The 22,053-nt window shown below is 61.3% G+C and carries 17 protein-coding genes and 3 pseudogenes; 4 read left to right on the forward strand and 16 right to left on the reverse strand.

The window, feature by feature from the left end; translation table 11 throughout:
- Positions 1-18: 18 nt before the first annotated feature.
- The 3 genes from ileS to murJ form a co-directional block, all read right to left on the reverse strand.
- A complete protein-coding gene (gene ileS / locus ACZ0AI_RS13315; protein ID WP_463562317.1) occupies positions 19-2,853 on the reverse strand; it encodes an isoleucine--tRNA ligase in 2,835 nt (944 codons plus the stop codon).
- Positions 2,854-2,862: 9 nt separating this feature from the next.
- Entirely contained in the window at positions 2,863-3,801 is a 939-nt protein-coding gene (ribF, locus tag ACZ0AI_RS13320) for a bifunctional riboflavin kinase/FAD synthetase (protein ID WP_463562318.1), read from the reverse strand.
- A gap of 109 nt (positions 3,802-3,910) precedes the next feature.
- Positions 3,911-5,455: a murein biosynthesis integral membrane protein MurJ gene (murJ, locus tag ACZ0AI_RS13325; protein ID WP_463562319.1), complete on the reverse strand. Its 1,545-nt coding sequence runs from the start codon at positions 5,453-5,455 to the stop codon at positions 3,911-3,913.
- Between the two features lie 283 nt (positions 5,456-5,738).
- Here murJ and rpsT point away from each other — a divergent pair, with 283 nt between their 5' ends.
- Both rpsT and ACZ0AI_RS13335 read left to right on the forward strand, forming a co-directional pair.
- Positions 5,739-6,014, forward strand: coding sequence for a 30S ribosomal protein S20 (rpsT, locus tag ACZ0AI_RS13330; protein ID WP_042556309.1), 276 nt, complete (start codon positions 5,739-5,741; stop codon positions 6,012-6,014).
- Positions 6,015-6,175: 161 nt separating this feature from the next.
- A complete protein-coding gene (locus ACZ0AI_RS13335; RefSeq protein WP_463562320.1) occupies positions 6,176-7,801 on the forward strand; it encodes a methyl-accepting chemotaxis protein in 1,626 nt (541 codons plus the stop codon).
- A gap of 65 nt (positions 7,802-7,866) precedes the next feature.
- Here the strand turns inward: ACZ0AI_RS13335 and ACZ0AI_RS13340 are convergent, their stop codons facing one another.
- The 5 genes and pseudogenes from ACZ0AI_RS13340 to rplU all read right to left on the reverse strand — a co-directional run bounded on the left by ACZ0AI_RS13340 (position 7,867) and on the right by rplU (position 11,629).
- Positions 7,867-8,331, reverse strand: a complete 465-nt coding sequence (locus ACZ0AI_RS13340; RefSeq protein WP_463562321.1) for a CreA family protein — start codon at positions 8,329-8,331, stop codon at positions 7,867-7,869.
- Positions 8,332-8,352: 21 nt separating this feature from the next.
- Complete coding sequence (gene proB / locus ACZ0AI_RS13345; RefSeq protein WP_225838319.1) at positions 8,353-9,471, reverse strand: glutamate 5-kinase; 1,119 nt, start codon at positions 9,469-9,471, stop codon at positions 8,353-8,355.
- 100 nt (positions 9,472-9,571) lie between these two features.
- Positions 9,572-10,795, reverse strand: a pseudogene (gene cgtA / locus ACZ0AI_RS13350) (Obg family GTPase CgtA).
- 226 nt (positions 10,796-11,021) lie between these two features.
- Complete coding sequence (gene rpmA, locus ACZ0AI_RS13355; RefSeq protein ID WP_003176049.1) at positions 11,022-11,279, reverse strand: 50S ribosomal protein L27; 258 nt, start codon at positions 11,277-11,279, stop codon at positions 11,022-11,024.
- A gap of 38 nt (positions 11,280-11,317) precedes the next feature.
- On the reverse strand, positions 11,318-11,629 hold the full coding sequence (gene rplU / locus ACZ0AI_RS13360) for a 50S ribosomal protein L21 (RefSeq protein WP_225838316.1): 312 nt from the start codon (positions 11,627-11,629) through the stop codon (positions 11,318-11,320).
- A gap of 312 nt (positions 11,630-11,941) precedes the next feature.
- Between rplU and ACZ0AI_RS13365 the strand changes: the two genes are divergently transcribed.
- Both ACZ0AI_RS13365 and ACZ0AI_RS13370 read left to right on the forward strand, forming a co-directional pair.
- Positions 11,942-12,910, forward strand: coding sequence for a polyprenyl synthetase family protein (locus ACZ0AI_RS13365; protein WP_463562322.1), 969 nt, complete (start codon positions 11,942-11,944; stop codon positions 12,908-12,910).
- A gap of 202 nt (positions 12,911-13,112) precedes the next feature.
- Positions 13,113-13,340 (forward strand): PA4570 family protein, encoded by a 228-nt coding sequence (locus ACZ0AI_RS13370; protein ID WP_084306976.1) that lies wholly within the window; start codon positions 13,113-13,115, stop codon positions 13,338-13,340.
- A 114-nt stretch (positions 13,341-13,454) separates the two neighbouring features.
- On the opposite strand, the gene ACZ0AI_RS13375 is transcribed toward ACZ0AI_RS13370, so the two are convergent.
- The 8 genes and pseudogenes from ACZ0AI_RS13375 to ACZ0AI_RS13410 all read right to left on the reverse strand — a co-directional run.
- Complete coding sequence (locus ACZ0AI_RS13375) at positions 13,455-14,072, reverse strand: FKBP-type peptidyl-prolyl cis-trans isomerase (RefSeq protein WP_463570020.1); 618 nt, start codon at positions 14,070-14,072, stop codon at positions 13,455-13,457.
- A 47-nt stretch (positions 14,073-14,119) separates the two neighbouring features.
- Positions 14,120-14,425, reverse strand: coding sequence for a DUF6482 family protein (locus tag ACZ0AI_RS13380; protein WP_463562323.1), 306 nt, complete (start codon positions 14,423-14,425; stop codon positions 14,120-14,122).
- A gap of 107 nt (positions 14,426-14,532) precedes the next feature.
- A complete protein-coding gene (locus ACZ0AI_RS13385) occupies positions 14,533-15,024 on the reverse strand; it encodes a TIGR00645 family protein (protein WP_463562324.1) in 492 nt (163 codons plus the stop codon).
- Between the two features lie 193 nt (positions 15,025-15,217).
- The gene (locus tag ACZ0AI_RS13390) at positions 15,218-15,559 is read right to left on the reverse strand and encodes a PA4575 family protein (RefSeq protein ID WP_463562325.1); all 342 of its coding nucleotides are present in this window, start codon (positions 15,557-15,559) and stop codon (positions 15,218-15,220) included.
- Positions 15,560-15,743: 184 nt separating this feature from the next.
- A complete protein-coding gene (locus ACZ0AI_RS13395; protein WP_463562326.1) occupies positions 15,744-18,215 on the reverse strand; it encodes a Lon protease family protein in 2,472 nt (823 codons plus the stop codon).
- Between the two features lie 149 nt (positions 18,216-18,364).
- A pseudogene (locus ACZ0AI_RS13400) lies at positions 18,365-19,529 on the reverse strand (type III PLP-dependent enzyme).
- Positions 19,530-20,055: 526 nt separating this feature from the next.
- On the reverse strand, positions 20,056-20,916 hold the full coding sequence (locus tag ACZ0AI_RS13405) for a methyl-accepting chemotaxis protein (protein ID WP_463565938.1): 861 nt from the start codon (positions 20,914-20,916) through the stop codon (positions 20,056-20,058).
- Positions 20,911-22,032: pseudogene (locus ACZ0AI_RS13410) on the reverse strand (Cache 3/Cache 2 fusion domain-containing protein); the annotation flags it as partial. The pseudogene ACZ0AI_RS13410 and the gene ACZ0AI_RS13405, both read right to left, overlap by 6 nt.
- Positions 22,033-22,053: the final 21 nt, after the last annotated feature.

Consider the following 22,053-nt stretch of genomic DNA (forward strand, 5'->3'; position numbering starts at 1 on the left):
GTGGTGCGGGCCGGGGCGTTACGCATGATGGCGTACCTCGCCCTTGCCTTCGATGTTGTCCACGCAACGGCCACAGATCTCCGGGTGGTTGGCATGGGTACCGACGTCGGCGCAGAAGTGCCAGCAGCGCGCGCACTTGGTCAGGCCGGATTTGACGATATTCAGCTTCAGGCCGGCAACTTCGGTCTGCACCGCTTCAACCGGCGCGGCGTCCAATGGTGCCAGGCTGGCGCCGGAGGTGATCAGCACGAAGCGCAGTTCATCGCCCAGACGGGTCAGGTCGGCAACCAGCGAGGCTTCACCGTACAGGGTCACTTCGGCCTGCAGGTTGCCACCGATCAGCTTGGCGCTGCGCTGGTTCTCCAGTTCCTTGTTGACCGCGGTCTTGACCGCCATGACACGATCCCAGAAGGCGCGATCCAGCTCGAAACCGGCTGGCAGCTCGCTCAGCCCCTGGTACCAGGTATTGAGCATTACCGACTCGTTGCGCTCGCCCGGCAGGTACTGCCAGATTTCGTCCGCGGTGAACGACAGGATCGGCGCGATCCAGCGCACCAGCGCTTCGGCAATATGGAACATGGCGGTCTGGCAGGAACGACGCGCCACGCTGTCGGCGGCGGTGGTGTACTGACGATCCTTGATGATGTCGAGGTAGAAGCCGCCCAGTTCCTGCACGCAGAAGTTGTGCACTTTCTGGTACACGTTCCAGAAGCGATAGCTGGTGTAAGCCTCTTCGATCTCGCGCTGCAGCAGCAGGGCGCGATCCACGGCCCAGCGATCCAGCGCCAGCATGTCCTCGGGGGCCAGCAGGTGCTGAGCCGGATCGAAGCCGCTGAGGTTGGAGAGCAGGAAGCGTGCAGTATTGCGGATACGCCGGTAGGCATCGGCGCTGCGCTGCAGGATCTGGTCGGAGACCGCCATCTCGCCCGAATAATCGGTGGAGGAAACCCACAGGCGCAGGATGTCGGCGCCCAGGCTGTCGATGACCTTCTGCGGCGCGACCACGTTGCCCAGCGACTTGGACTGCTTGCGGCCCTGCTCGTCGACGGTGAAACCGTGAGTCAGCAGTTCCTTGTACGGCGCGTGACCGTCGATGGCACAACCGGTCAGCAAGGATGAGTGGAACCAGCCGCGGTGCTGGTCGGAGCCTTCCAGATAGAGGTCGGCGGCCGGGCCATTCGGATGCGCCAGCTCGGCATGGGAGCCGCGCAGCACATGCCAGTGAGTGGTACCCGAATCGAACCAGACGTCCAGGGTGTCACGGCTCTTGTCGTACTGGCCGGCTTCGTCACCCAGCAGCTCGGCGGTGTCGAGCTTGAACCAGGCTTCGATGCCTTCCTGCTCGACGCGCTGCGCCACCTGCTCCATCAGCTCGGCGGTACGCGGGTGCAGCTCGCCGCTTTCCTTGTGCGTGAAGAACGGGATCGGTACGCCCCAGTTGCGCTGACGCGAGATGCACCAGTCAGGGCGACCAGCGATCATGCTGTGCAGACGCGCCTGGCCCCAGGCCGGTACGAACTGGGTTTCTTCGATGGCCGCCAGCGAGCGCTCACGCAGAGTCGACCCCTCGTTCGGCTGCTTGTCCATGCCGATGAACCACTGCGCAGTGGCGCGGTAGATCAGTGGTGTTTTGTGGCGCCAGCAGTGCATGTAGCTGTGGTTGATCGCTTCGTGCTTGAGCAGCGCGCCGACTTCTTCGAGCTTAGCGACGATGGCCGGGTTGGCCTTCCAGATGAACTGGCCACCAAAGAACGGCAGCGAGTCGACATAGACGCCGTTGCTCTGTACCGGGTTGAGGATGTCGTCGTTGCTCATGCCGTAGCGCTTGCAACTGTAGAAGTCGTCCTCACCGTAGGCAGGCGCGGAGTGCACGATACCGGTGCCGGCACCCAACTCGACGTAGTCGGCCAGGTAAAGCGGCGACAGGCGATCGTAGAACGGATGACGGAAATTGATCAGTTCCAGCTTGGCGCCCGCCGCGATGGCGACGACTTCGCCCTGCAGGCCGTAGCGTTGCAGGCTGCTCTCGACCATTTCTTCGGCCAGCAGCAGCAGGCGATCACCGACGTCCACCAGGGCGTAGTTGAATTCCGGGTGCACGTTCAGCGCCTGGTTGGCCGGAATGGTCCAGGGCGTGGTGGTCCAGATGACGATGCTGGTCGGCTTGCTCAGGCTGGCCAGCCCGAATGCGGCGGCCAACTTGTCGGCATCTTCGACCGGGAAGGCAACGTCGATGGCGTCGGACTTCTTGTCCTGATACTCGACCTCGGCCTCGGCCAGTGCCGAGCCGCAGTCGAAGCAGAAGTTGACCGGTTTCAGGCCCTTGAACACGAAGCCTTTCTTGACGATCTCCGCCAGGGCACGGATTTCACCGGCCTCGTTGGCGAAGTTCATGGTCAGGTAGGGGTTGTTCCACTCGCCCAGCACGCCGAGACGGATGAAATTGCCCTTCTGCTCCTCGACCTGCTCGCCGGCGTAGGTGCGGCAACGCTCGCGGGTCAGATCGGCAGGCTGATTCTTGCCGAAGGTGGTTTCGACCTTGTGCTCGATCGGCAGGCCATGGCAATCCCAACCCGGAACGTAAGGCGCATCGAAGCCCGCGATGGTCTTGGAACGGGTGATGATGTCCTTGAGGATCTTGTTCAGCGCGTGACCGATATGAATGCTGCCGTTCGCATAGGGCGGGCCGTCGTGCAGGACGAACTTCGGCCGGTCGGCGCCAATCTCACGCAGCTTCTGATACAGACCAATGTCGTCCCAGCGTTGCAGGATTTGCGGCTCGCGCTGCGGCAGGCCGGCCTTCATCGGGAACTGGGTATCAGGAAGATTCAACGTGGCTTTATAGTCGGTCATCTCGGCTCTTCACTTAAGCGGTTGGCCGTGCCAATGGGCGCGGGCGGCGGCAATATCGGCAGCAATTGCCGTCTTCAGTGCCTCGAGTGAGGCGAAACGCTGCTCATCGCGCAGCTTGTGGTGGAATGCCACCGTCAAACGCCGGCCATACAGGTCGCCGGCAAAATCCAGCAGGTGCACCTCGAGGTGGGCGCTCCCGTCACCGGCCACGCTGGGGCGCACGCCAATATTGGCGACGCCCGGCCATGGCCGGCCATCTATATCGGCGCTGACCAGGTAGACCCCGGTCAGCGGTGCGCGCTTGCGCTTGAGCTGCACGTTGGCGGTCGGCGCATTCAATTGACGCCCAAGCTTCTGCCCGTGCAGCACCCGCCCGACGATTCGGAACGGCCGCCCGAGCATGCCTTCGGCGACCTTGAAATCACCGTTGGCCAGGGCCTCACGCACGCGCGTACTGCTGACCCGCTGACCATCGACCTCCACGGTCTTGGCCGCCTCGACGGTAAAGCCTTCGCGCTGTGCGGCCTCGGCCAGAAAGGCGAAATCACCGGCGCGGTCGCAACCAAAGCGGAAATCGTCACCCACTTCCAGATGCAGAACACCCAGGCCATCGAGCAATACGCGCTGCACGAACTCGGCCGCGCTCAACTCGCGCAAGCGTGGGTTGAAGGCCAGGCACAGCACACGGTCGACACCCTCGGCAGCCAGCAGCGCGAGCTTGTCACGCAGACGGCTCAACCGAGCAGGTGCGCCCTTGGGGTCGAAGTATTCACGCGGTTGCGGCTCGAACAGCACCACGCAACTCGGTACGCCAAGCTCCGCCGAACGCTCACGTAAACGCGCCAGAATCGCCTGGTGGCCACGATGAACGCCGTCGAAATTACCGATGGTGGCGACGCAGCCCCGATGCTGGGGCCGCAGATTATGAAGGCCTCGAACCAGCTGCATAACGCACTTCTTGCTCACAAAGTGGCCAATTATACGCACAGCGGCTGGCGCCGGGTAGGTTGATACGGTGCTCTATTACTGGCACCACAGATTAGCGCGGCACACTCACTCAACCGACCGAACGACGGGCGAAGTCGCGCAGACGAAAACCGAGAATGCCCAGCACCGCGAAATAGCTCAACGCCCCAGCCGCAACCAATGCGCCCAGCCGCAGCAAGCGCTGCAACATATTGCCATCGGCCCAAGCCGGCATCAGCCACAGCATGCCGCTCAGCACCACGACCATCACCAGCACCGCCGCCAGCAGCTTGCCGGCAAACAAGCCCCAGCCAGGCTGCGGCTGGTAGAAGCCGCGCGCGCGCAATTTCCAGAACAGCAGCCCCGCATTCAGACAGGCCGCCAAGCCGATGGACAGGGCCAGGCCAGCATGAGCCAGCGGGATAACGAAGACGAACAGCACGTTCATCACCTGCGTCATCAGCAGGGTAAACATGGCGATGCGCACGGGTGTGCGAATATCCTGGCGGGCATAGAACGCAGGGGCCAGCACCTTGACCAGCAGCATGCCGAGCAGGCCCACCGAGTAGGCGAGCAAGGCGCGCTGGGTCATGTCGGCGTCGGCAGCGGTGAACTTGCCGTACTGAAACAGTGCCACCACCAATGGCTCGGACAGCAGCGCCAAAGCCAACGCACAGGGCAGCGCGAGCAGAACGCAAAGACGCAGCCCCCAGTCGAGTAGCTTCGAGTAGGCGGCAGGATCCTCGCCAGCATGGGTCTTCGCCAGCGACGGCAGCAGAATCGTACCCAGCGCCACGCCCAGCACACCGGCAGGCAACTCCATCAGGCGGTCGGCGTAATACATCCACGACACGGAGCCGGCCACCAGGAAGGAGGCGAATATGGTGTTGATGATCAGGGATATCTGCGCCACCGACACGCCGAGAATCGCCGGGCCCATCTGCCGCAACACACGCCACACGCCGCTGTCGCGAAGATTGAGACGCGGCAGCACCAGCAAGCCAATCTTGCGCAAATGCGGCAATTGATAGAGCAACTGCAGCAACCCGCCAACCAGCACGGCCCAGCCCATGGCCATGATCGGCGGGTCGAAATAGGGGGTCAGGAACAGCGCAAAGAAAATCATGCTGACGTTGAGCAGCGTCGGCACGAAAGCCGGTACGGCGAAGCGGTTCCAGGTATTGAGCAGCGCGCCGACGAAGGACGACAGCGAAATCAGGAATATATAAGGAAAGGTCACTCGCAAAAGATCGCTGGTCAGCTCGAAACGCTCGGGGTTATCGCTGAAGCCCGGCGCCGACGCCCAGACGATCCACGGCGCGGCCAGCACGCCAAGCAGCGTCACCAGGGCCAGCACCAGAGTCAGCTGACCGGCCACGTAAGCGACGAAGGTTCGGGTTGCTTCCTCGCCCTTCTGCGTCTTGTACTCCGCCAGGATCGGCACGAAGGCCTGAGAAAAGGCGCCTTCGGCAAATATGCGACGTAGCAGATTAGGCAGCTTGAAGGCCACCACGAAGGCATCCGAGGCGATACCGGCGCCAAATATCCTGGCCATGATGGTGTCGCGCACGAAGCCGAGAACCCGCGACAGCATGGTGATCGAGCTGACAGCAGCCAGCGACTTGAGTAAGTTCATTCAGCGAAAGCGCCCTGATTCAGGTTCGAAGCGTTGGTCAACGTCATGCACATCAACCAGGGGCGGTTGCTGCATTGCGCCAGACACAGACCACAAAATTTCCTGCTCGTGCGGCATTCACCTGCACGGGCGGCGAGTGTAGAATCCCCACGCCGAGAAAGCACCCTTCCCGTCCGGCAGTTCGTAATGATCGAGCAGTGATCCGCCTTGACAAGCACGCCACTCGCCTGCATGATTCGCGGCCTTATTTGTTTGTAACCCATAGTTTTCGAGGAGCTTGACGGTGGCCAATACACCTTCTGCCAAAAAACGCGCAAAACAGGCTGAGAAGCGTCGTAGCCATAACGCCAGCCTGCGCTCCATGGTTCGTACCTACATCAAGAACGTAGTCAAGGCTATCGACGCCAAAGACCACGAGAAAGCACAAGCTGCTTACGTTCTGGCTGTGCCTGTTATCGACCGTATGGCCGACAAAGGCATCATCCACAAGAACAAGGCCGCTCGTCACAAGAGCCGCCTGAACGGTCACGTTAAAGCACTCAGCCAAGCTGCTGCTTAAACGACCCGTTTCGTGAAAAACCGACCTCAGGGTCGGTTTTTTATTGCCTGTAAAAAAGTACAACCGACCTGCCCCCGAACCACTTCAAGCCCAAGATCGATCTGCCGATACCCTGACATCGTCCGCTGCATGGTGCGCGGATAACGAAAGGGATGTTCGTTATGTGGCTGAGAAGATTGAATATAGGAAAGCGCGCTGGCCTGGCGTTCGCATTACTGGCAGCCCTGCTGCTGGGGCTTGGGGCCTTTGCGCTGTCACAGATGAACCGCATGGACACCGCGTCGGATCAGATCCGCGATAACTGGCTGCCATCACTGATCACCGCCGAAGGCCTGGCCACTAACATAGGCCGCATCCGCGCCCTGACACTGCGCAGCGTGCTGCTGACCGACGAAGCCGAACGGCAGAGCACCCTCAGTACGATCGACGGCCTGGTAAAGGCGGTTCCGCAACAGTTCGACGCTTACGCCAAGCTGGTCGGCTCGCCGCAGGAGCAGGCCCTGCTCGATCAACTTCACAAGGCCTACGACGAATACGCCAACCTGCAGCAGCAGGTGACAGGCGCGGCGGGCGCCGGACGCCTCGACGAAGCCACTCGCTTGGCCAACGGCCCCTTGTCCACTTATGCCGACGGGTTGGCGGCGGCCATCAAGAACATTTCCAGCTTCAACAATGACGGCGCCATAAAGTCCACGGACGCCAGCCAAGCTACGTTTGACGACGCCGAACGAATGGTCATCACCACGCTGGTCATCAGCCTTGCCCTCACCGTGCTACTGGCCGTCGTACTGACCCGCAGCATCGTCGGGCCACTGGGCGAATCCCTGCGCGTCGCCGAGGTCATCGCCGCCGGCGACCTGACCCAGAGCATTCAGGTGAAGGGCACGGACGAGCCAGCCCGCCTGATGACCGCCCTGCAGGCCATGCAAAAGAACCTGCACGCCGCCATTCAGAGTATTTCCGACTCGTCGAACCAACTCGCATCGGCCTCCGAAGAACTGCATGCGGTCACTGAAGATTCGACGCGCGGCCTGCATCAACAAAACACCGAAATCGAACAGGCCGCTACAGCGGTCAACGAAATGACCGCTGCCGTGGAAGAAGTGGCGCGCAACGCGGTGAGCACCTCGGAAGCCTCCCAGGCATCGAACACCACGGCACTGAAGGGCCGTGAGCAGGTACGCGAAACGGTCGAATCGATCAGCCAACTGACCCAGGATGTAACTGCCACCTCCAGCGAAGTCGAGCAACTCGCCGAGCGTATTCGTGAAATCAGCAAAGTGCTCGATGTGATCCGCTCGATTGCCGAGCAGACCAATCTACTGGCGCTCAACGCCGCTATCGAGGCAGCTCGAGCCGGCGATGCCGGGCGCGGCTTCGCCGTGGTCGCTGACGAGGTTCGCGCTCTGGCGCATCGCACTCAGCAGTCGACCCAGGAAATCGAGGGCATGATCGGCGGCATTCAGGCGGGCACCGAGAAAACCGTCGTCGCCATGCAGAACAGCAATGACCGGGCACGCTCGACACTGGAAGTTGCGAAAGGCGCCGGCAGCGCCCTGGAGCAGATCACCGAAGCGATCGCCATGATCAACGAACGCAACCTGGTGATCGCCAGCGCCTCGGAAGAGCAGGCTCAGGTCGCCCGGGAAGTCGATCGCAACCTGGTGAACATTCGCGACCTGTCGCTGCAGACGTCCGCCGGCGCCAACCAGACCAGCGCGGCCAGCCAGGAGCTCTCACGCCTGGCCGTCGACCTCAACACACTGGTGGCGCGGTTCCGGATCTGAGACCGGCAAAAGGAACGTGCTCACAGACACCCAAGGCGCGCGGCGAATGCTGCGCGCCAGGGGAGTTACTGCGCTTCCGGCCAGGGCAGAATCGGAATGGCGGTCACCGCATTCTGCGGACTGCCTTCGATGATCCGGTCGCTATAGACCAGATACACCAAGGTGTTGCGTCTCTGATCGAAGAACCGCACCACCTGCATGGTCTTGAACACCAGCGACGTACGCTCGCGAAAGACTTCCTCACCATCCTTGAGCTCACCGGCGAAGCTGATCGGGCCAACCTGCCGGCAGGCAATCGATGCCTCGGCACGGTCTTCCGCCAGACCGAGACCACCCTTCACACCACCGGTTTTGGCCCGCGACAGGTAACAGGTCACGCCCGCCACCTTTGGATCATCAAACGCCTCGACGACGATCTTGTCGTTCGGCCCCACCCACTTGAAGACGGTAGACACCTGGCCGATCTCTTCGGCCATAGCCCCCAGGGGCAAAGCCATCAACGTTGCTGCAACCAACAGAAGCCTACGCATCGCAACCTCCAAAGCAGCCATTTACACCAGAATCAGGTTATCGCGATGCACCAGCTCGGTCTCATCGACGTAGCCCAGCAGCCGCTCGATCTCATCCGAAGGACGGCCAATGATCTTCTGCGCCTCGAGCGCACTGTAGTTAGCCAGGCCGCGGGCGATCTCACGACCGTCCGGCGCCACGCACACCACCATCTCGCCACGCCGGAAACTGCCCTGCACCGCTTTCACGCCAACCGGCAGCAGGCTCTTGCGATCAGACACCAGCGCCTTGACCGCACCGGCATCCAGCACCAGAGTGCCACGCGTCTGCAGATGCCCCGCCAGCCACTGTTTGCGGGCCGCCAGCATGCCGCGCTCCGGCACCAGCAGCGTGCCAAGCAATTCGCCGGCCTTGAGGCGCGCCAGCACCTGCTCGATGGCACCACCAACGATCACTGTATGCGCACCGGAACGGGCCGCCAGTCGTGCAGCGCGGAGCTTGGTCTGCATGCCACCACGCCCCAGCGCGCCGCCTACACCGCCGGCAACGGCATCCAGCGCCGGGTCATCGGCACGCGCCTCGTGGATCAGTTGGGCATCGGGGTTGTTACGTGGATCAGCATCGAACATGCCGTCGCGGTCGGTAAGGATCACCAACAGGTCGGCCTCCACCAGGTTGGCCACCAACGCCGCCAGGGTGTCGTTGTCACCGAAACGAATGCCGTCGGTCACCACGGTATCGTTCTCGTTGATCACCGGTACCACGTCGAGATCGATCAGCGTGCGCAAGGTGCTGCGTGCATTGAGGTAGCGCTTGCGATCGGACAGGTCATCATGGGTCAGCAGGATCTGCGCCGTGCGTCGGCCATGCTCGCCGAAACTCGACTCCCAAGCCTGCACAAGCCCCATCTGCCCGATGGCGGCCGCAGCCTGCAGCTCGTGGATGGCACTCGGTCGCGCAGTCCAGCCGAGACGGCTCATGCCCGCCGCCACCGCACCGGACGATACCAGCACCAGCTCGACGCCCTGCGCACGCAGCGCCACCATCTGCTCGACCCACACCGCCATGGCGCCGCGATCCAAGCCCTTGCCATCAGCAGTCAGCAAGGCACTGCCGATCTTCACCACCCAGCGCTGCGCACCACTTACCTTGTCACGCATGTTGTCCAACCCTAGCCAGAAGCACATTTTCGCAAGCCATCGCCGACGGCAACAGCCGAACTTACAAAAACGCCGCTAAAAAGCGGCGTCTGTCGTCCCATCAGTCCCGGACGTAAATGATTTCCGGGCCATCCTCTTCATCTTCCTCATCCCAGAAGCTGTCATCCTCCTCAGCCTCCGCGACAGGCCGGACACCGGAGCGGCGCAGGGCACGCTTATCATCCAGCGCCTGCAACTGAGCGCGCGCCTCATCTTCGATTCGGGTATCGAGTTCGGCCAACTCAGATGCATATTCCGGATTTTCCTGGATGCGCTCAGCGCGCGCCTCAAGGAAATCCATGATGTCATAGCACAGTTGTTCAGTGCCCTCTCGCGCCAGCGCAGAAACCACATACACAGGGCCGGTTCACTCGATCCGCGCAACGATTTCAGCGACCCGCGCCTCCTGCTCCTCATCGAGGATCTGGTCGGCCTTGTTCAGCACCAACCAACGCTCACGCTCCGCCAGCGACGGGCTGAACTTGGTCAGCTCGGCAACAATGACGGCAGCCGACTCTGCCGGATCGGTCAGATCCAGCGGCGCCATATCGACAAGATGCAGCAGCAAGCGAGTACGCGACAAATGCTTGAGGAAACGAATCCCCAGGCCGGCACCGTCGGAAGCACCTTCGATCAGCCCTGGAATGTCAGCAACCACGAAGCTCTTGTAGCGGTCGACACTCACTACACCCAGATTCGGAATCAAGGTGGTGAAGGGATAATCGGCGACCTTCGGCTTGGCCGCCGAAATCGAACGGATCAAGGTGCTCTTGCCGGCATTGGGCAGGCCGAGCAGGCCAACATCCGCCAACACTTTCAATTCCAGCTTGAGGTCACGCGCATCACCCGGCTTACCTGGCGTGGTCTGCCGCGGCGCACGATTGGTACTGGATTTGAAGCGGGTATTACCCAGGCCATGCCAGCCACCTTGAGCGACCAGCAGCCGCTGCCCGGCTTTGGTCAGGTCGCCAATCACTTCCTGAGTACCAGCATCGATTACCGTGGTGCCAATCGGCACCGGCAGAATCAGATCCTCACCCTTGGCCCCGGTGCAATCGGTGCTACCACCCTTGTCACCATTGGGCGCTTGGAAACGACGGGTATAGCGGTAGTCCACCAACGTATTGAGGTTCGCGGCAGCCTCGATAAAGATCGAGCCGCCGTCACCACCATCACCACCGTTGGGGCCACCGTTCTCGATGAACTTCTCGCGCCGGAAGCTCATCATGCCGTTACCACCATCACCAGCCTTTACAGAAATCGATACTTCATCGACGAATTTCATGGATACGCCTCCCGCTTAAAACGCGGGTCACTGAAACAAGAAACACCGGGTGCTTGCAAAATTGCCCTGAAACCGCCCGCGTTAACCCAGGACAGTTTGGCAAGAACCCACGAAGTACGTGCCTTGCAGCCACCTCCCAGACAGGAAAGCAGAGAGAAGCCACGCCATAGGATACAGAAACAAAAAAGCCCCGTCGCAGGACGGGGCTTTTCCAGCAACGTCGCGATTAAGCTGCGACGACGCTCACGTAACGGCGGTTGAACGCGCCTTTTACTTCAAACTTGATCACGCCTTCGATTTTCGCGAAGAGAGTGTGATCTTTACCCATGCCAACGCCGTAACCAGCGTGGAATTGGGTACCGCGCTGACGCACGATGATGTTGCCAGGAATGATTTTCTGGCCGCCATACATCTTCACGCCAAGGCGTTTAGCTTCTGAGTCGCGACCGTTGCGGGTACTACCGCCAGCTTTTTTGTGTGCCATGAGTTCAATACTCCTATAAAGGGCTCAGACGAGACGTATCAGGCCTGAATACCGGTGATTTTGATCTCAGTGAACCACTGACGGTGGCCCTGACGCTTCATGTGGTGCTTACGACGACGGAACTTGATGATGGTAACTTTATCGTGACGACCTTGCGAAACGACTTCAGCTACAACCTTGGCGCCGTCAACGACGGGTGCGCCGATGGTCACGTCATCACCGTTGCCGATCAGCAACACGCGGTCAAAAGTCACTGCTTCGCCAGTGGCGATTTCCAGTTTCTCGACCTTGAGGTATTCGCCTTCGGTGACTTTGTATTGCTTGCCACCAGTAACAATTACTGCGTACATGGTAAATCTCCGTTAATCCTGCTCACCCAGCGCTTTATAGGAATAAGTGTCGGCTGGCATGGCTGCTTGGGGCCGGAAGGACACCCTTGCAATTGCGTAAGGCAGGGAAATACCCAGGGGGAAGTTCAGGGTGCGCGATTGTACGCAAGCCCCCAGGGCTGTGCAAGCGCCATAAGCGCTCACCTTGACGCCACCACCGCGCCACATAGGCTTTGCCGCCTTTATCAGAGCGCCCCAGTTGCCCTTCGGCTTGCACTGAAACCTCAACAGCACCTAACATGCCGCGCAACCTAGAAGGAGCACGTGTCGCTGATGCAACCCCAGGCTTTTTACAGTGTGGTAGCGGATGACTTTACCGCCGTGGACGGCATTATCCGTCAGCAGCTGGTTTCCCGCGTCCCGCTGGTCGAGAAGATCGGCGACTACATCATTTCCGCTGGTGGCAAACGCCTGCGCCCATTGCTCGTGCTACTCAGTGGCAAGGCTCTGGGCATGAGCGACGACCGGCTGCGCTTACTGGCCGCCACCATCGAGTTCCTGCACACCGCCACCTTGCTGCACGACGATGTGGTCGACATGTCCGACATGCGCCGCGGCCGCAGCACGGCCAACGCGCAATGGGGCAACGCACCGAGCGTGCTGGTCGGCGACTTCCTCTATTCACGCTCGTTCGAGATGATGGTCGAACTCGGCTCGATGCCGGTGATGAAGATCCTCTCCAAGGCCACGCGGGTGATTGCCGAAGGCGAAGTGCTGCAGCTGTCGAAGATCCGCGATGCCAGCACCACCGAAGAAACCTACATGGAAGTCATCCGCGGCAAGACCGCCATGTTGTTCGAGGCCTCGACCCAGAGCGCTGCCGCGCTGGCCGAGGCCACGCCCGAGCAGAACGAAGCACTGCGCACCTTCGGTGACCACCTGGGCGTCGCCTTCCAACTGGTCGACGATCTGCTCGATTACAAGGGCGATGCGGCCACCCTGGGCAAGAACGTCGGTGACGACCTGGCCGAAGGCAAGCCCACCCTGCCGCTGATCTACACCATGCGCGAAGGCCAGCCGGAACAGGCTGCCCTGGTACGCAAGGCGATTCAGAAAGGTGGCCTGGAAGACCTGGAAAGCATCCGTAATGCCGTGGAAGCGGCTGGCGCCCTGGATTACACCGCCAACCTGGCCCGCGACTACGCCGAGCGCGCCATCACCTGCCTGGAAGTCCTGCCAGCCAGCAAGTACCGCGACGCGCTGGTGGAGCTGAGCCACTTTGCGGTAGCTCGCACGCACTAGCTAGCAAGAGCAGCGTACCGAAGCCCGTCTACATGACGGGCTTTTTTGTGGCCCGCGCTCTGAGTTTGCCGTCCGCCGCACATCATCAGAGACTGGAAACCACTGCTGACGATTGGATCGACGAAAGGCCACGATTAAAGCTTGCTATTAACGTAATAAGAATTATTCTCATATCTACCACTGACTCAGGGAGATGATGAGCATGACTTACTTGATAGATGCCTGGCTGGATCGCCCTCATCCCTATCTGCGCATCCTGCACAGGGAAACAGGCGAAGTCTGCGCCGTTCTCGAGGAAGAGGCGCTGGATGAACTGCGTAAACAGGGTGACCTGGATCTGCACGAACTGAGCTCCAGCGAGCCGCTGGTACTCAAGGAGCTGGTTCGTAGCCTGTTCCTGTACTGCTATGCACGAGCCTTGCGCCCGTGACAGGTGGCGATAGTCGCCTCAAAGCTTAAGGTGGACGTTTCACCGCCCACCTTGTGCCATCGCGATGGTGGGCGGAAGGAACGGGCCAAGCGCCCGATCCGCCCCATGCAACGATTACAAAATGTCGAGCAGCTCGACATCGAAAACCAGCACGCTGTGCGGTGGGATGCTGCCAACGCCCTGGGCGCCGTAGGCCAGTTCGCTCGGCACGTACAGGCGCCATTTGCTGCCGGTACCCATGAGTTGCAGGGCCTCGGTCCAGCCAGCGATCACGCCACCGACCGGGAATTCGGCCGGCTGGCCGCGCTCGTAGGAGCTGTCGAATACGCTGCCGTCGATCAGGGTGCCATGGTAGTGAGTGCGCACGCTGTCGTCGCGCGATGGCTTGGCGCCCTCGCCTGCGGTCAGTACTTCGTACTGCAGGCCGGACCCCAGCACGGTGATGCCTTGGCGCTTGGCGTTCTCGGCCAGGAAGGCCAGGCCTTCACCGGCAGCCGCGTCGGCCTTGGCCTTGGCTTCAGCCTGCATGACATCGCGGATCACCTTGAAGCTGGCCGACAGTTCGGCTTCGCTGACACGGCTTTCCTGACCGGCGAACGCATCGGACAGACCAGCCAATACGGCGTCAAGGCTGACGCCCGGCGGCGGGTTGTCACGCAGCTGGCCACCGAGTTGACGGCCAATGCCGTAGCTGACGCGCGCTTCGTCAGTAGAAAGATTGAGTTCGGACATATTGCCGCTCCGCAAGCTGGGAAAAAGGCCGGCTAGCCTAGCACGGCTCACCAGCTACTGCGCAGGCTGACAGGCACGCGTAGCGCGTCGCGGGTTCCGCCTGGCAGGCCGCACATTTCGTCGTAGGCCGACGCATGCACCAGGAACAACGGCACCTCCGGCAACTCCTGCAGCAGATCCCTGGCGTGCTCAACCGAACGCAGGCGCAGATTGCGGCCGGCGTCATCGACGAGGTGACAACGCCGCTGGGCACCAATGATCTGCAGCAGGTAGATGCCGCCTTCCAGGGAAATCAGTTCGAATTCGCTTACCGCGCCACTGCGAGCCGAGCGCAGCAATTCGGGCAAAGTCATGGCATGTCCTCGATAGTGGGAGCAGCCACTATAAGATTACTGCCACACAGATAACAAAACGCCCGGTCTTCCAGTGGAAAGCCGGGCGTCCTTGACCATGTCGACGATCAGTCGTGCTTGGTCAGTTTGTCCAGATAACCCATGGCGAAGGCTGAAACGACGAAGGTCATGTGGATGATCACATACCACTTCAGGTGCTCGGGATCGTGGTTACGCGCATCCATGAACACCCGCAGCAGGTGAATCGAGGAGATCGCCACGATGGAGGCCGCCACCTTCATTTTCAGCGAGCTGGAATCCATCTTGCCCAGCCAGCTGAGCTTTTCCTTGCCTTCGTCGATATCCAGCTGCGAAACGAAGTTCTCGTAGCCGGACATCATCACCATCACCAGCAGACCACCGACCAGGGCCATGTCGACCAGCGACAGCAGCACCAGAATCAACTCGGCTTCAGCCATGGCGAAGATGTTGGGCAGGATGTGGATGATTTCCTGGAAGAACTTCAATGCCAGCGCCAGCAGGCCAAGCGACAGGCCGAAATAGATGGGGGCCAGCAGCCAGCGCGATGCGTACATCGCGTTTTCGATAAAGCGTTCCATGGACTCTCACAGATGATTGAAACAGCGCGCGAGTATACCCAGCGCTGGAGCGCAGGCAAGCCACAACCGGCAGTCGCAAAGAAGCCCATATAACGCAAAGCGTGGCTGTCATGCAGATTGTGGATAAAAACTGCGACGCAACGCCGCAGCAGACCGTTTGCCGCCCCGAAAAGGTGCCTGATACGCCTTGCGGTCAGTTATCGGGCCCGGACAAGTGGATAACACTTGAATGGCTACTGTCACCATTGAGGCGGCGTAACTCCGCCTGGGCATGCAGGCGCCAGATAAGCGGTTCGCTGCAGGCACCGTAGCCTTGCACAGCCAGGCTTTCGGCGATCTCATCAAGCAGTTCTTCGACCACCAAAGGCCCGTGGAATGGGCCTTGCGCCTTGACAGCGGAGGGTTGTCTGGCAGACATGCCGGCGATGCAGATCAATGTCCACAGCCCGCGCTCACCCGCCAGCGGCAGCACCGCGCATTCGATGCGGGTGGTTACGCCCAGGTACTCGCGGGTCAGGCAGAGGCTACGCGACATGGCGGCAATCCTCGCGGGAACAGACTTGCAGCCTACACCCGTAACCCTCATCGGCAAAGGTAGCTTTATTCACAGAACCTGTGGATAACTCTGTGCATGACAGGTGAGCAAGCGCGGCCATCTAGCAGACTGGGTAGCCGCGGGCGAGGCGTTCATGAATTGATCAACTTGCCCGCGTCCCCACTCACTCGACCGACGGCTTTTTCACCCGCGGCTTCTTCGGCGCCTTCTCTGGCAGCGCAGCGGTCAGCGCTTCCTTGGCCTGCTCGGGTTTGTCTTCCTCGCCCATGCCGATTTCGGCGATCTCACGCAGGCGCTCGACCACTCGGGCATTGACGCTGCCTTTTGGGAACACGCCCTTGTCGTCCGGCGTACCCGCATCTTCGCCGACCAGCAGGCTCAGCGCCTCGTCGACATGGCGCACAGAATAGACATGGAATTGCCCGGCACGCACGGCCTGCAGGACGCGCTCGTCGAGCATCAGGGTGGAGACGTTCGAGTGCGGGATGATCGCCCCCTGCTCACCGGTCAGCCCACGCGCCTCGCAGAGACGGAAGAAGCCTTCGATCTTCTCGTTGACCCCACCGACCGCCTGCACTTCGCCGAACTGGTTGATCGACCCGGTGATTGCGAAACACTGCTTGAGCGGCGTGCGCGAGAGGGCCGAGATCAGCGTGCAGACTTCGCCGAGCGAGGCGCTGTCACCGTCCACATAGCCGTAGGACTGCTCCAGAGCGATGCTCGCGGAGATCTCCAGGGGGAATTCCTGGGCGTAACGGCTGCCGAGGAAGCCGGTGAGAATCATCACCCCCTTGGAGTGGATCGGCTGACCGAGATTGACCTCACGTTCGATGTCGACGATACCCGAGCCACCCGGATAGACGGTCGCGGAAATACGCGCCGGCACGCCAAAGGCCGAGTCGCCAACTTCGAGTACGGTCAGGCCGTTGCACTTGCCGATGGCCGCACCGGCGGTGTCGATGAGAATGATACCGGCCAGCATGTCGTCGATGATCCGCGCGGAGACCCGCCCCGTGCGCGTGGCCTTGGCCTTGAGCGCGCGCTCGATATGATCGGCGTCGGTGACGGCTTCACCGGCCAGGTTGCGGATGAAGTCGGCCTCGCTGACCAGTTGGAACAGATCACCGATGCGCGCCGACAGCCGGCCCTGATGTTCTGCCAGGCGTGCGCTGTAGGTCGCCAGACGAGCCACGGCCGCGGCGCTCAACGGCGCCATGCCCTCCTCGTTGGTGCGGGTTTTCATCAACTGGGCGAACTGCTCCAGGCTGTCGTCTGCCAGGGGAATGTCCTCGTCGAAATCGACCAGCACCCGGAACATCTCCTGGAAATCCGGATCGGCGTCCTGCAGCGCGTAATAGAGCTGACGCGAGCCGATGATCACCACCTTGAGCTGCAGCGGGATGGTTTCCGGGTTGAGGGTGACCGTGGCGATACGGCCCAGATCGGCCAACGGCGATTCCATCTTCAGTTTGCGTGACTGCAGGGCGCGCTTCAGGGCCTCCCATACGAACGGCTCGCTGAGAAACTTCTCCGCTTCGAGAATCAGGAAGCCGCCATTGGCACGGTGCAACGCGCCCGGGCGCAGCTGACGATAGCTGGTGTAGAGCGCCCCCTGATCGGTGTTGTATTCGATACGGCCGAACAGGTTGTCGTAGGTCGGGTGGGGTTCGAACACCACCGGCGCACCGCCGTTAGCGTGGTGGCCGACGATCAGGCTGGGCGCGTACAGCTCTTCGAGCATCTTGCGGGTCTGCGCGTCGGCTTTTTCCACTTCGATGAGCAGGTCGACCACGCTTTTCAGCAAGTCCACCTGCATCGCTTGCAGGTAGGCACATACGCCTGCGTTCTCGGCGTATTTCTGCGAGAGCGGCGCCAGCAGCGGCTGCAGCGCGACGGTGATGGTGTCCTCGTTTAGCTGGCGCAGCTGGTTGCTCGATTCGCGCTTCCATTGCGGCAGGCTGGCCAGCTCCTCGTTGAGGCGCTCCTCCAGCATGGATATATCGGCGTGAAAACGCTCGCGATCCGCTTCCGGCAACTGGGCGAATTCGGTCTCGTCCACGGACTTGCCTTCGAGCATCGGCGTGAAGGCGATGTTGGTACTGTCACGGTACAAGGCGATGCCGCGCTCCAGCGACAGCCGCTCGATCACATCCAGTGCCTGGTCGTAGCGCTTGTTAAACGCGCGGTCGATGGCGCTCTTTTTCTGCTGAAACGATGGGTGCTCGAACACTGCGGGAAAGGTCGCCAACAGGTTGTCGATCAGCACGTTGATATCAGCGATGAACTCCCCGGCAGTACCGGCAGCCAGTTCCACGGCACGGGGCTCGCGAGGCTCGTCGAAGTGATTGACGTAGACGCGATCCGGCGGGGTTTCCAGGCGCTTGCCCTCGGCCCGCAGGTAGCGCTTGACGAAGGAGAACCGCCCGGTGCCCGGCTCGCCCATGACGAATACGTTGTAACCAGGGCGCGGCATGGCCACGCCGAACTGCAGCGCCTGGACGGCACGTTCCTGGCCAAGCACGCCACGGAAAGGTTCCAGATCATCGGTGGTGGTGAAGGCGAACTGCTGAGGCGAGAAGGGACGAGTGAGTGCATCGGGCGCCAGGCGCAGGCCGGCTGCAACGGGATCGGGCATCGGAGATCCTTAATTACCGCAGAGAAGTGTCTGCATTCTCGCGCCGCCCGCTTCCCCCTGGCAAGGCACCGATGCCAACCGGTATCGACCTGCCCCGCAGAAACCAAAACGCCCGCAGCAAGTGCGGGCGTCTGGTGTCAGCGTAAGGCTTACAGGTAGAAGGATTTCAGCGGCGGGAAGCCGTTGAATTCAACCGCGCTGTAGCTGGTGGTGTAGGCGCCGGTGGAGAACCAGTACAGGCGATCACCACTGGCCAGGTTCAGCGGCAGGCCGTACTTGTAGTGCTCGTACATGATGTCGGCGCTGTCGCAGGTCGGCCCGGCGATGACCACTTCTTCCATCTCGCCCTTCTTCTCGGTCCAGGACCGGGAATTTGATGGCTTCGTCCATGGTTTCGATCAGGCCGCTGAACTTGCCCACATCGGTGTACACCCAACGCTCGACGGCGGTACGCGACTTGCGCGCGACCAGCACCACTTCGCTGACCAGGATACCGGCGTTGGCGATCAGCGAGCGGCCTGGCTCGAGGATGATTTCCGGCAGTTCGTCGCCGAAATCGTCCTTGAGGAAGCGGATGATTTCTTCAGCGTAGGTTTCCAGGCTGTTGGTACGGGTGATGTAGTTGGCCGGGAAGCCGCCACCCATGTTGATCATCTGCAGCACGATGCCGTCTTCTTCCTTCAGGCGCTCGAAGATCACTTTGACCTTGGCGATGGCAGCGTCCCACACGTCGATGTCGCGCTGCTGCGAGCCCACGTGGAAGGAGATGCCATAAGGCACCAGGCCCAGTTGCTTGGCGAGGATCAGCAGGTCCATGGCCATGTCGGTCTGGCAGCCGAACTTGCGCGACAGTGGCCAGTCGGCAGAAGTCGAGCCTTCGGTGAGGATACGTACGTATATCTTCGAGCCCGGTGCGGCCTTGGCGATGTTGCGCAGGTCGGCTTCCGAGTCGGTGGCGAACAGGCGCACGCCCTTCTCGTAGAAGTAGCGAACGTCACGGGCTTTCTTGATGGTATTGCCGTAGCTCATGCGATCCGGGGTGACGCCAGCCGACAGCACCTTGTCCAGCTCGTAGATCGAGGCGATGTCGAAGTTCGAGCCTTTGTCGCGCAGCAACTCGATGATCTCGATCGCCGGGTTGGCCTTGACGGCGTAGTACACCTTGGCGAATTCGAAACCGGCGCGCAGGTCATCATAGGCCTGCTTGATGATCGCGGTATCGATCACCACGAACGGCGTTTCATGCTGGTCTGCGAAGTTCTTCATGCGGTTGAAGGTTTCGCGTGGGTAGTAATCTTCGACCTTGATCGACATGCGGGGCTCCAAATGGCTAAACCATGAACACTATGATTCGGGCAGTTGAACCGGGCACAGGTTCAACCGGGTGTCGGGGGCGGCCATTAACAACAGGCCGGAAAGCCTGTTGCCAGGCCTGGAACGTCTGATCAGTTTCCCCACTTTGGTTCGCCTACTTCCCAAGGCATGTCGCCGAGAATTGCCGTGCATGGAATCAGGCGCCGCAACCTCTCGTCGTCAGTACTTGAGCCGGATGGATCGTTGCCAGCATGGACGTTCGGCCGCGGACTTTAAGACCATGCCCCGCTCAGATCAATCAAAAATTGTCCCTGAGGGCACTGTCGTTTCCCAAGCGTTTTGGATTCCACACGAAACACAGCGAAATGCTGCACAGCCGCGGCCCCCACACGAAAACCTCGTGCCCGGCATTGAGCCTGGCACAGAGTGCTTTCACGACGATGACAGCGGGGTTTCAGATGCCCAGAACAGGGCAGCAAGGTGGCAAACGCAACTGCCAGACAGTTGCGCGTGCCGTAGCGAGCGCTTAGCGGAAGCGCTCGACTTCGCGGTGCAGATCGGCGGCCAGGGTCTCCAGTTCCTTGGAGGTATGGGCCAGGTTGGCAATCACTTCACGCTGTTCGCCGTTGGCCTGGGCAATGCTCTGCAGGTTGCTGCTGAGCACCGTGGCGGTGCTGCTCTGCTCGCTGGTCGCGGTGGTGATGGCGGCGAACTGCTCGCCAGCGGCGTTGGTCTGCTCGGCGATATGGGTCAGCGCTGCAGCGACCTTGGCGTTGAGCTCCAGACCGTTCTGCATCAACTGACGGCCCTGTTCCATGGTGCTGATCGCACTGCTGGTTTCGCCCTGGATGCTGCCGATCATGCTGGAGATTTCGGTGGTCGCTTCACGGGTACGACCCGCCAGGCTGCGCACTTCGTCGGCGACCACGGCGAAACCACGGCCCTGCTCACCGGCTCGGGCGGCCTCGATGGCCGCGTTGAGCGCCAGCAGGTTGGTCTGGTCAGCGATCGAGGTGATGACGCTGAGGATGCCGCCGATCTCCTGGGAACGCTGACCAAGGCTGTCGATGACCTTGGCGGCGCTGTTCAGCGAGGTAGAAATCTGCTCCAAGGCGTTGGACGCCTCATCCATGGAGGTACGCCCGATACGGGTCTGGCTGGCGTTCTCGCTGGCCATGCGTTCGGTGCTGCGCATGTTGTCGGCGATGTTCAGCGAGGTGGCGCTGAACTCTTCCACTGCACCGGCCATGCTGCTGATCTCACCGGACTGCTGTTCGATCCCTTCATAGGCACCGCGCGACAGACCGGACAGCGCCTCGGCGCGCTGGCTGACATTGCCGGCGGAGCTACGGATGCGGGCGACCATGGTCGACAGCGCTTCGCTCATCTGGTTGAAGCTGCGCGACAGCTCACCGATCTCGTCATGGCTGCTGACTTGCAGACGCACGCTCAGGTCGCCGGCGCCTAGCGCCTGAGCCTGACGCACCAGATCGCCAAGCGGGCGCAGCTTGCGACGCAACAGCCAGATCACCGCGAGCACGGCGAGTACCAGGGTCACCAGGCTGCCGATCGCCAATTGGCTGCCGACGCGCCAGGTCACCGCCTGGATTTCCTCTTCCGGCATGCTCGCCACGACCGTCCACGGGCCGCCGGGAAACGGCACGGCGACACTGTAGAACTGCTGCTCGCCATCGCTCCAGAAACCACCTTTGCCCGGTTTGCCCAGCACGCTGGCCATGTTGGCGGTCAGTTGCTCGGGGCGCTGTGCGGCATAAGGGGGAACCAGCCACTTGCTCTGATCGTCGAGCAGCGCCAGGGAACCGGTGCTGCCAATACGGAAGCGCTGCAGGTTGGCGAACTGGGCGTTCTGCGCATCGGTGTAATCGAAACCGACGAACAGCACGGCGATCACTCGACCCGCGCTGTCACGCACCGGGGTGTACTGGGTCATGTAGAAGCGCTCGAACAGCAGCGCCCGGCCAACATAGTTGTTGCCGGCCAGCAGCCGTGCGTAGGCTGGATGATTGCGGTCGAGCACGGTGCCGATGGCACGGCCGCCGTCCTGCTTGGTCAGCGAGGTGGTCACACGGACGAAATCATCGCCGTCACGCACGAAGATGGTCGCCACACCCGCGGTGAGCTGGCGGAACTCGTCGACTTCCGTGAAGTTGTTATTCAACAGCGTGCTGCCCAAGTACAACGCTGGGGCCTGCAGTGAACCGACCGCAACCCGCTCGTCCGAGCTGACGTTCAACCCGCTGCTGAAGCGCCGCTCGAACAACCCAGCCAGCCGCTGTGTGCTCTCTCGCAGGCTGTCGTGAAAGGTGCTCAGTTGGTCAGCCAGCAGGCGCGCTTCGCTGCCCAGGTGCTCTTCACGGGTAACGAGGTTGGCACTGCTCAGCGAGCGCAGCGCGAACAGCGTGCTGACACTGATCAGCAGCACCAGCATGGCGGCAAGGGCCGTCGCCAGTTGCCAGGCGATACGGGAACGAGGTTGGTTCATGAATATCTCCGAGCTCCATCG

The organism is Pseudomonas sp. AC355 (assembly GCF_979258205.1).

Bases quoted from the DNA above. Each gene is read 5' to 3' on its own strand.
- ileS (WP_463562317.1), bottom strand. From the start codon at position 2,853: ATGACCGACTATAAAGCCACGTTGAATCTTCCTGATACCCAGTTCCCG.
- ribF (WP_463562318.1), bottom strand. From the start codon at position 3,801: ATGCAGCTGGTTCGAGGCCTTCATAATCTGCGGCCCCAGCATCGGGGC.
- murJ (WP_463562319.1), bottom strand. From the start codon at position 5,455: ATGAACTTACTCAAGTCGCTGGCTGCTGTCAGCTCGATCACCATGCTG.
- ACZ0AI_RS13335 (WP_463562320.1), top strand. From the start codon at position 6,176: ATGTGGCTGAGAAGATTGAATATAGGAAAGCGCGCTGGCCTGGCGTTC.
- ACZ0AI_RS13340 (WP_463562321.1), bottom strand. From the start codon at position 8,331: ATGCGTAGGCTTCTGTTGGTTGCAGCAACGTTGATGGCTTTGCCCCTG.
- proB (WP_225838319.1), bottom strand. From the start codon at position 9,471: ATGCGTGACAAGGTAAGTGGTGCGCAGCGCTGGGTGGTGAAGATCGGC.
- rpmA (WP_003176049.1), bottom strand. From the start codon at position 11,279: ATGGCACACAAAAAAGCTGGCGGTAGTACCCGCAACGGTCGCGACTCA.
- rplU (WP_225838316.1), bottom strand. From the start codon at position 11,629: ATGTACGCAGTAATTGTTACTGGTGGCAAGCAATACAAAGTCACCGAA.
- ACZ0AI_RS13365 (WP_463562322.1), top strand. From the start codon at position 11,942: ATGCAACCCCAGGCTTTTTACAGTGTGGTAGCGGATGACTTTACCGCC.
- ACZ0AI_RS13370 (WP_084306976.1), top strand. From the start codon at position 13,113: ATGACTTACTTGATAGATGCCTGGCTGGATCGCCCTCATCCCTATCTG.
- ACZ0AI_RS13375 (WP_463570020.1), bottom strand. From the start codon at position 14,072: ATGTCCGAACTCAATCTTTCTACTGACGAAGCGCGCGTCAGCTACGGC.
- ACZ0AI_RS13380 (WP_463562323.1), bottom strand. From the start codon at position 14,425: ATGACTTTGCCCGAATTGCTGCGCTCGGCTCGCAGTGGCGCGGTAAGC.
- ACZ0AI_RS13385 (WP_463562324.1), bottom strand. From the start codon at position 15,024: ATGGAACGCTTTATCGAAAACGCGATGTACGCATCGCGCTGGCTGCTG.
- ACZ0AI_RS13390 (WP_463562325.1), bottom strand. From the start codon at position 15,559: ATGTCGCGTAGCCTCTGCCTGACCCGCGAGTACCTGGGCGTAACCACC.
- ACZ0AI_RS13395 (WP_463562326.1), bottom strand. From the start codon at position 18,215: ATGCCCGATCCCGTTGCAGCCGGCCTGCGCCTGGCGCCCGATGCACTC.
- ACZ0AI_RS13405 (WP_463565938.1), bottom strand. From the start codon at position 20,916: ATGAGCGAAGCGCTGTCGACCATGGTCGCCCGCATCCGTAGCTCCGCC.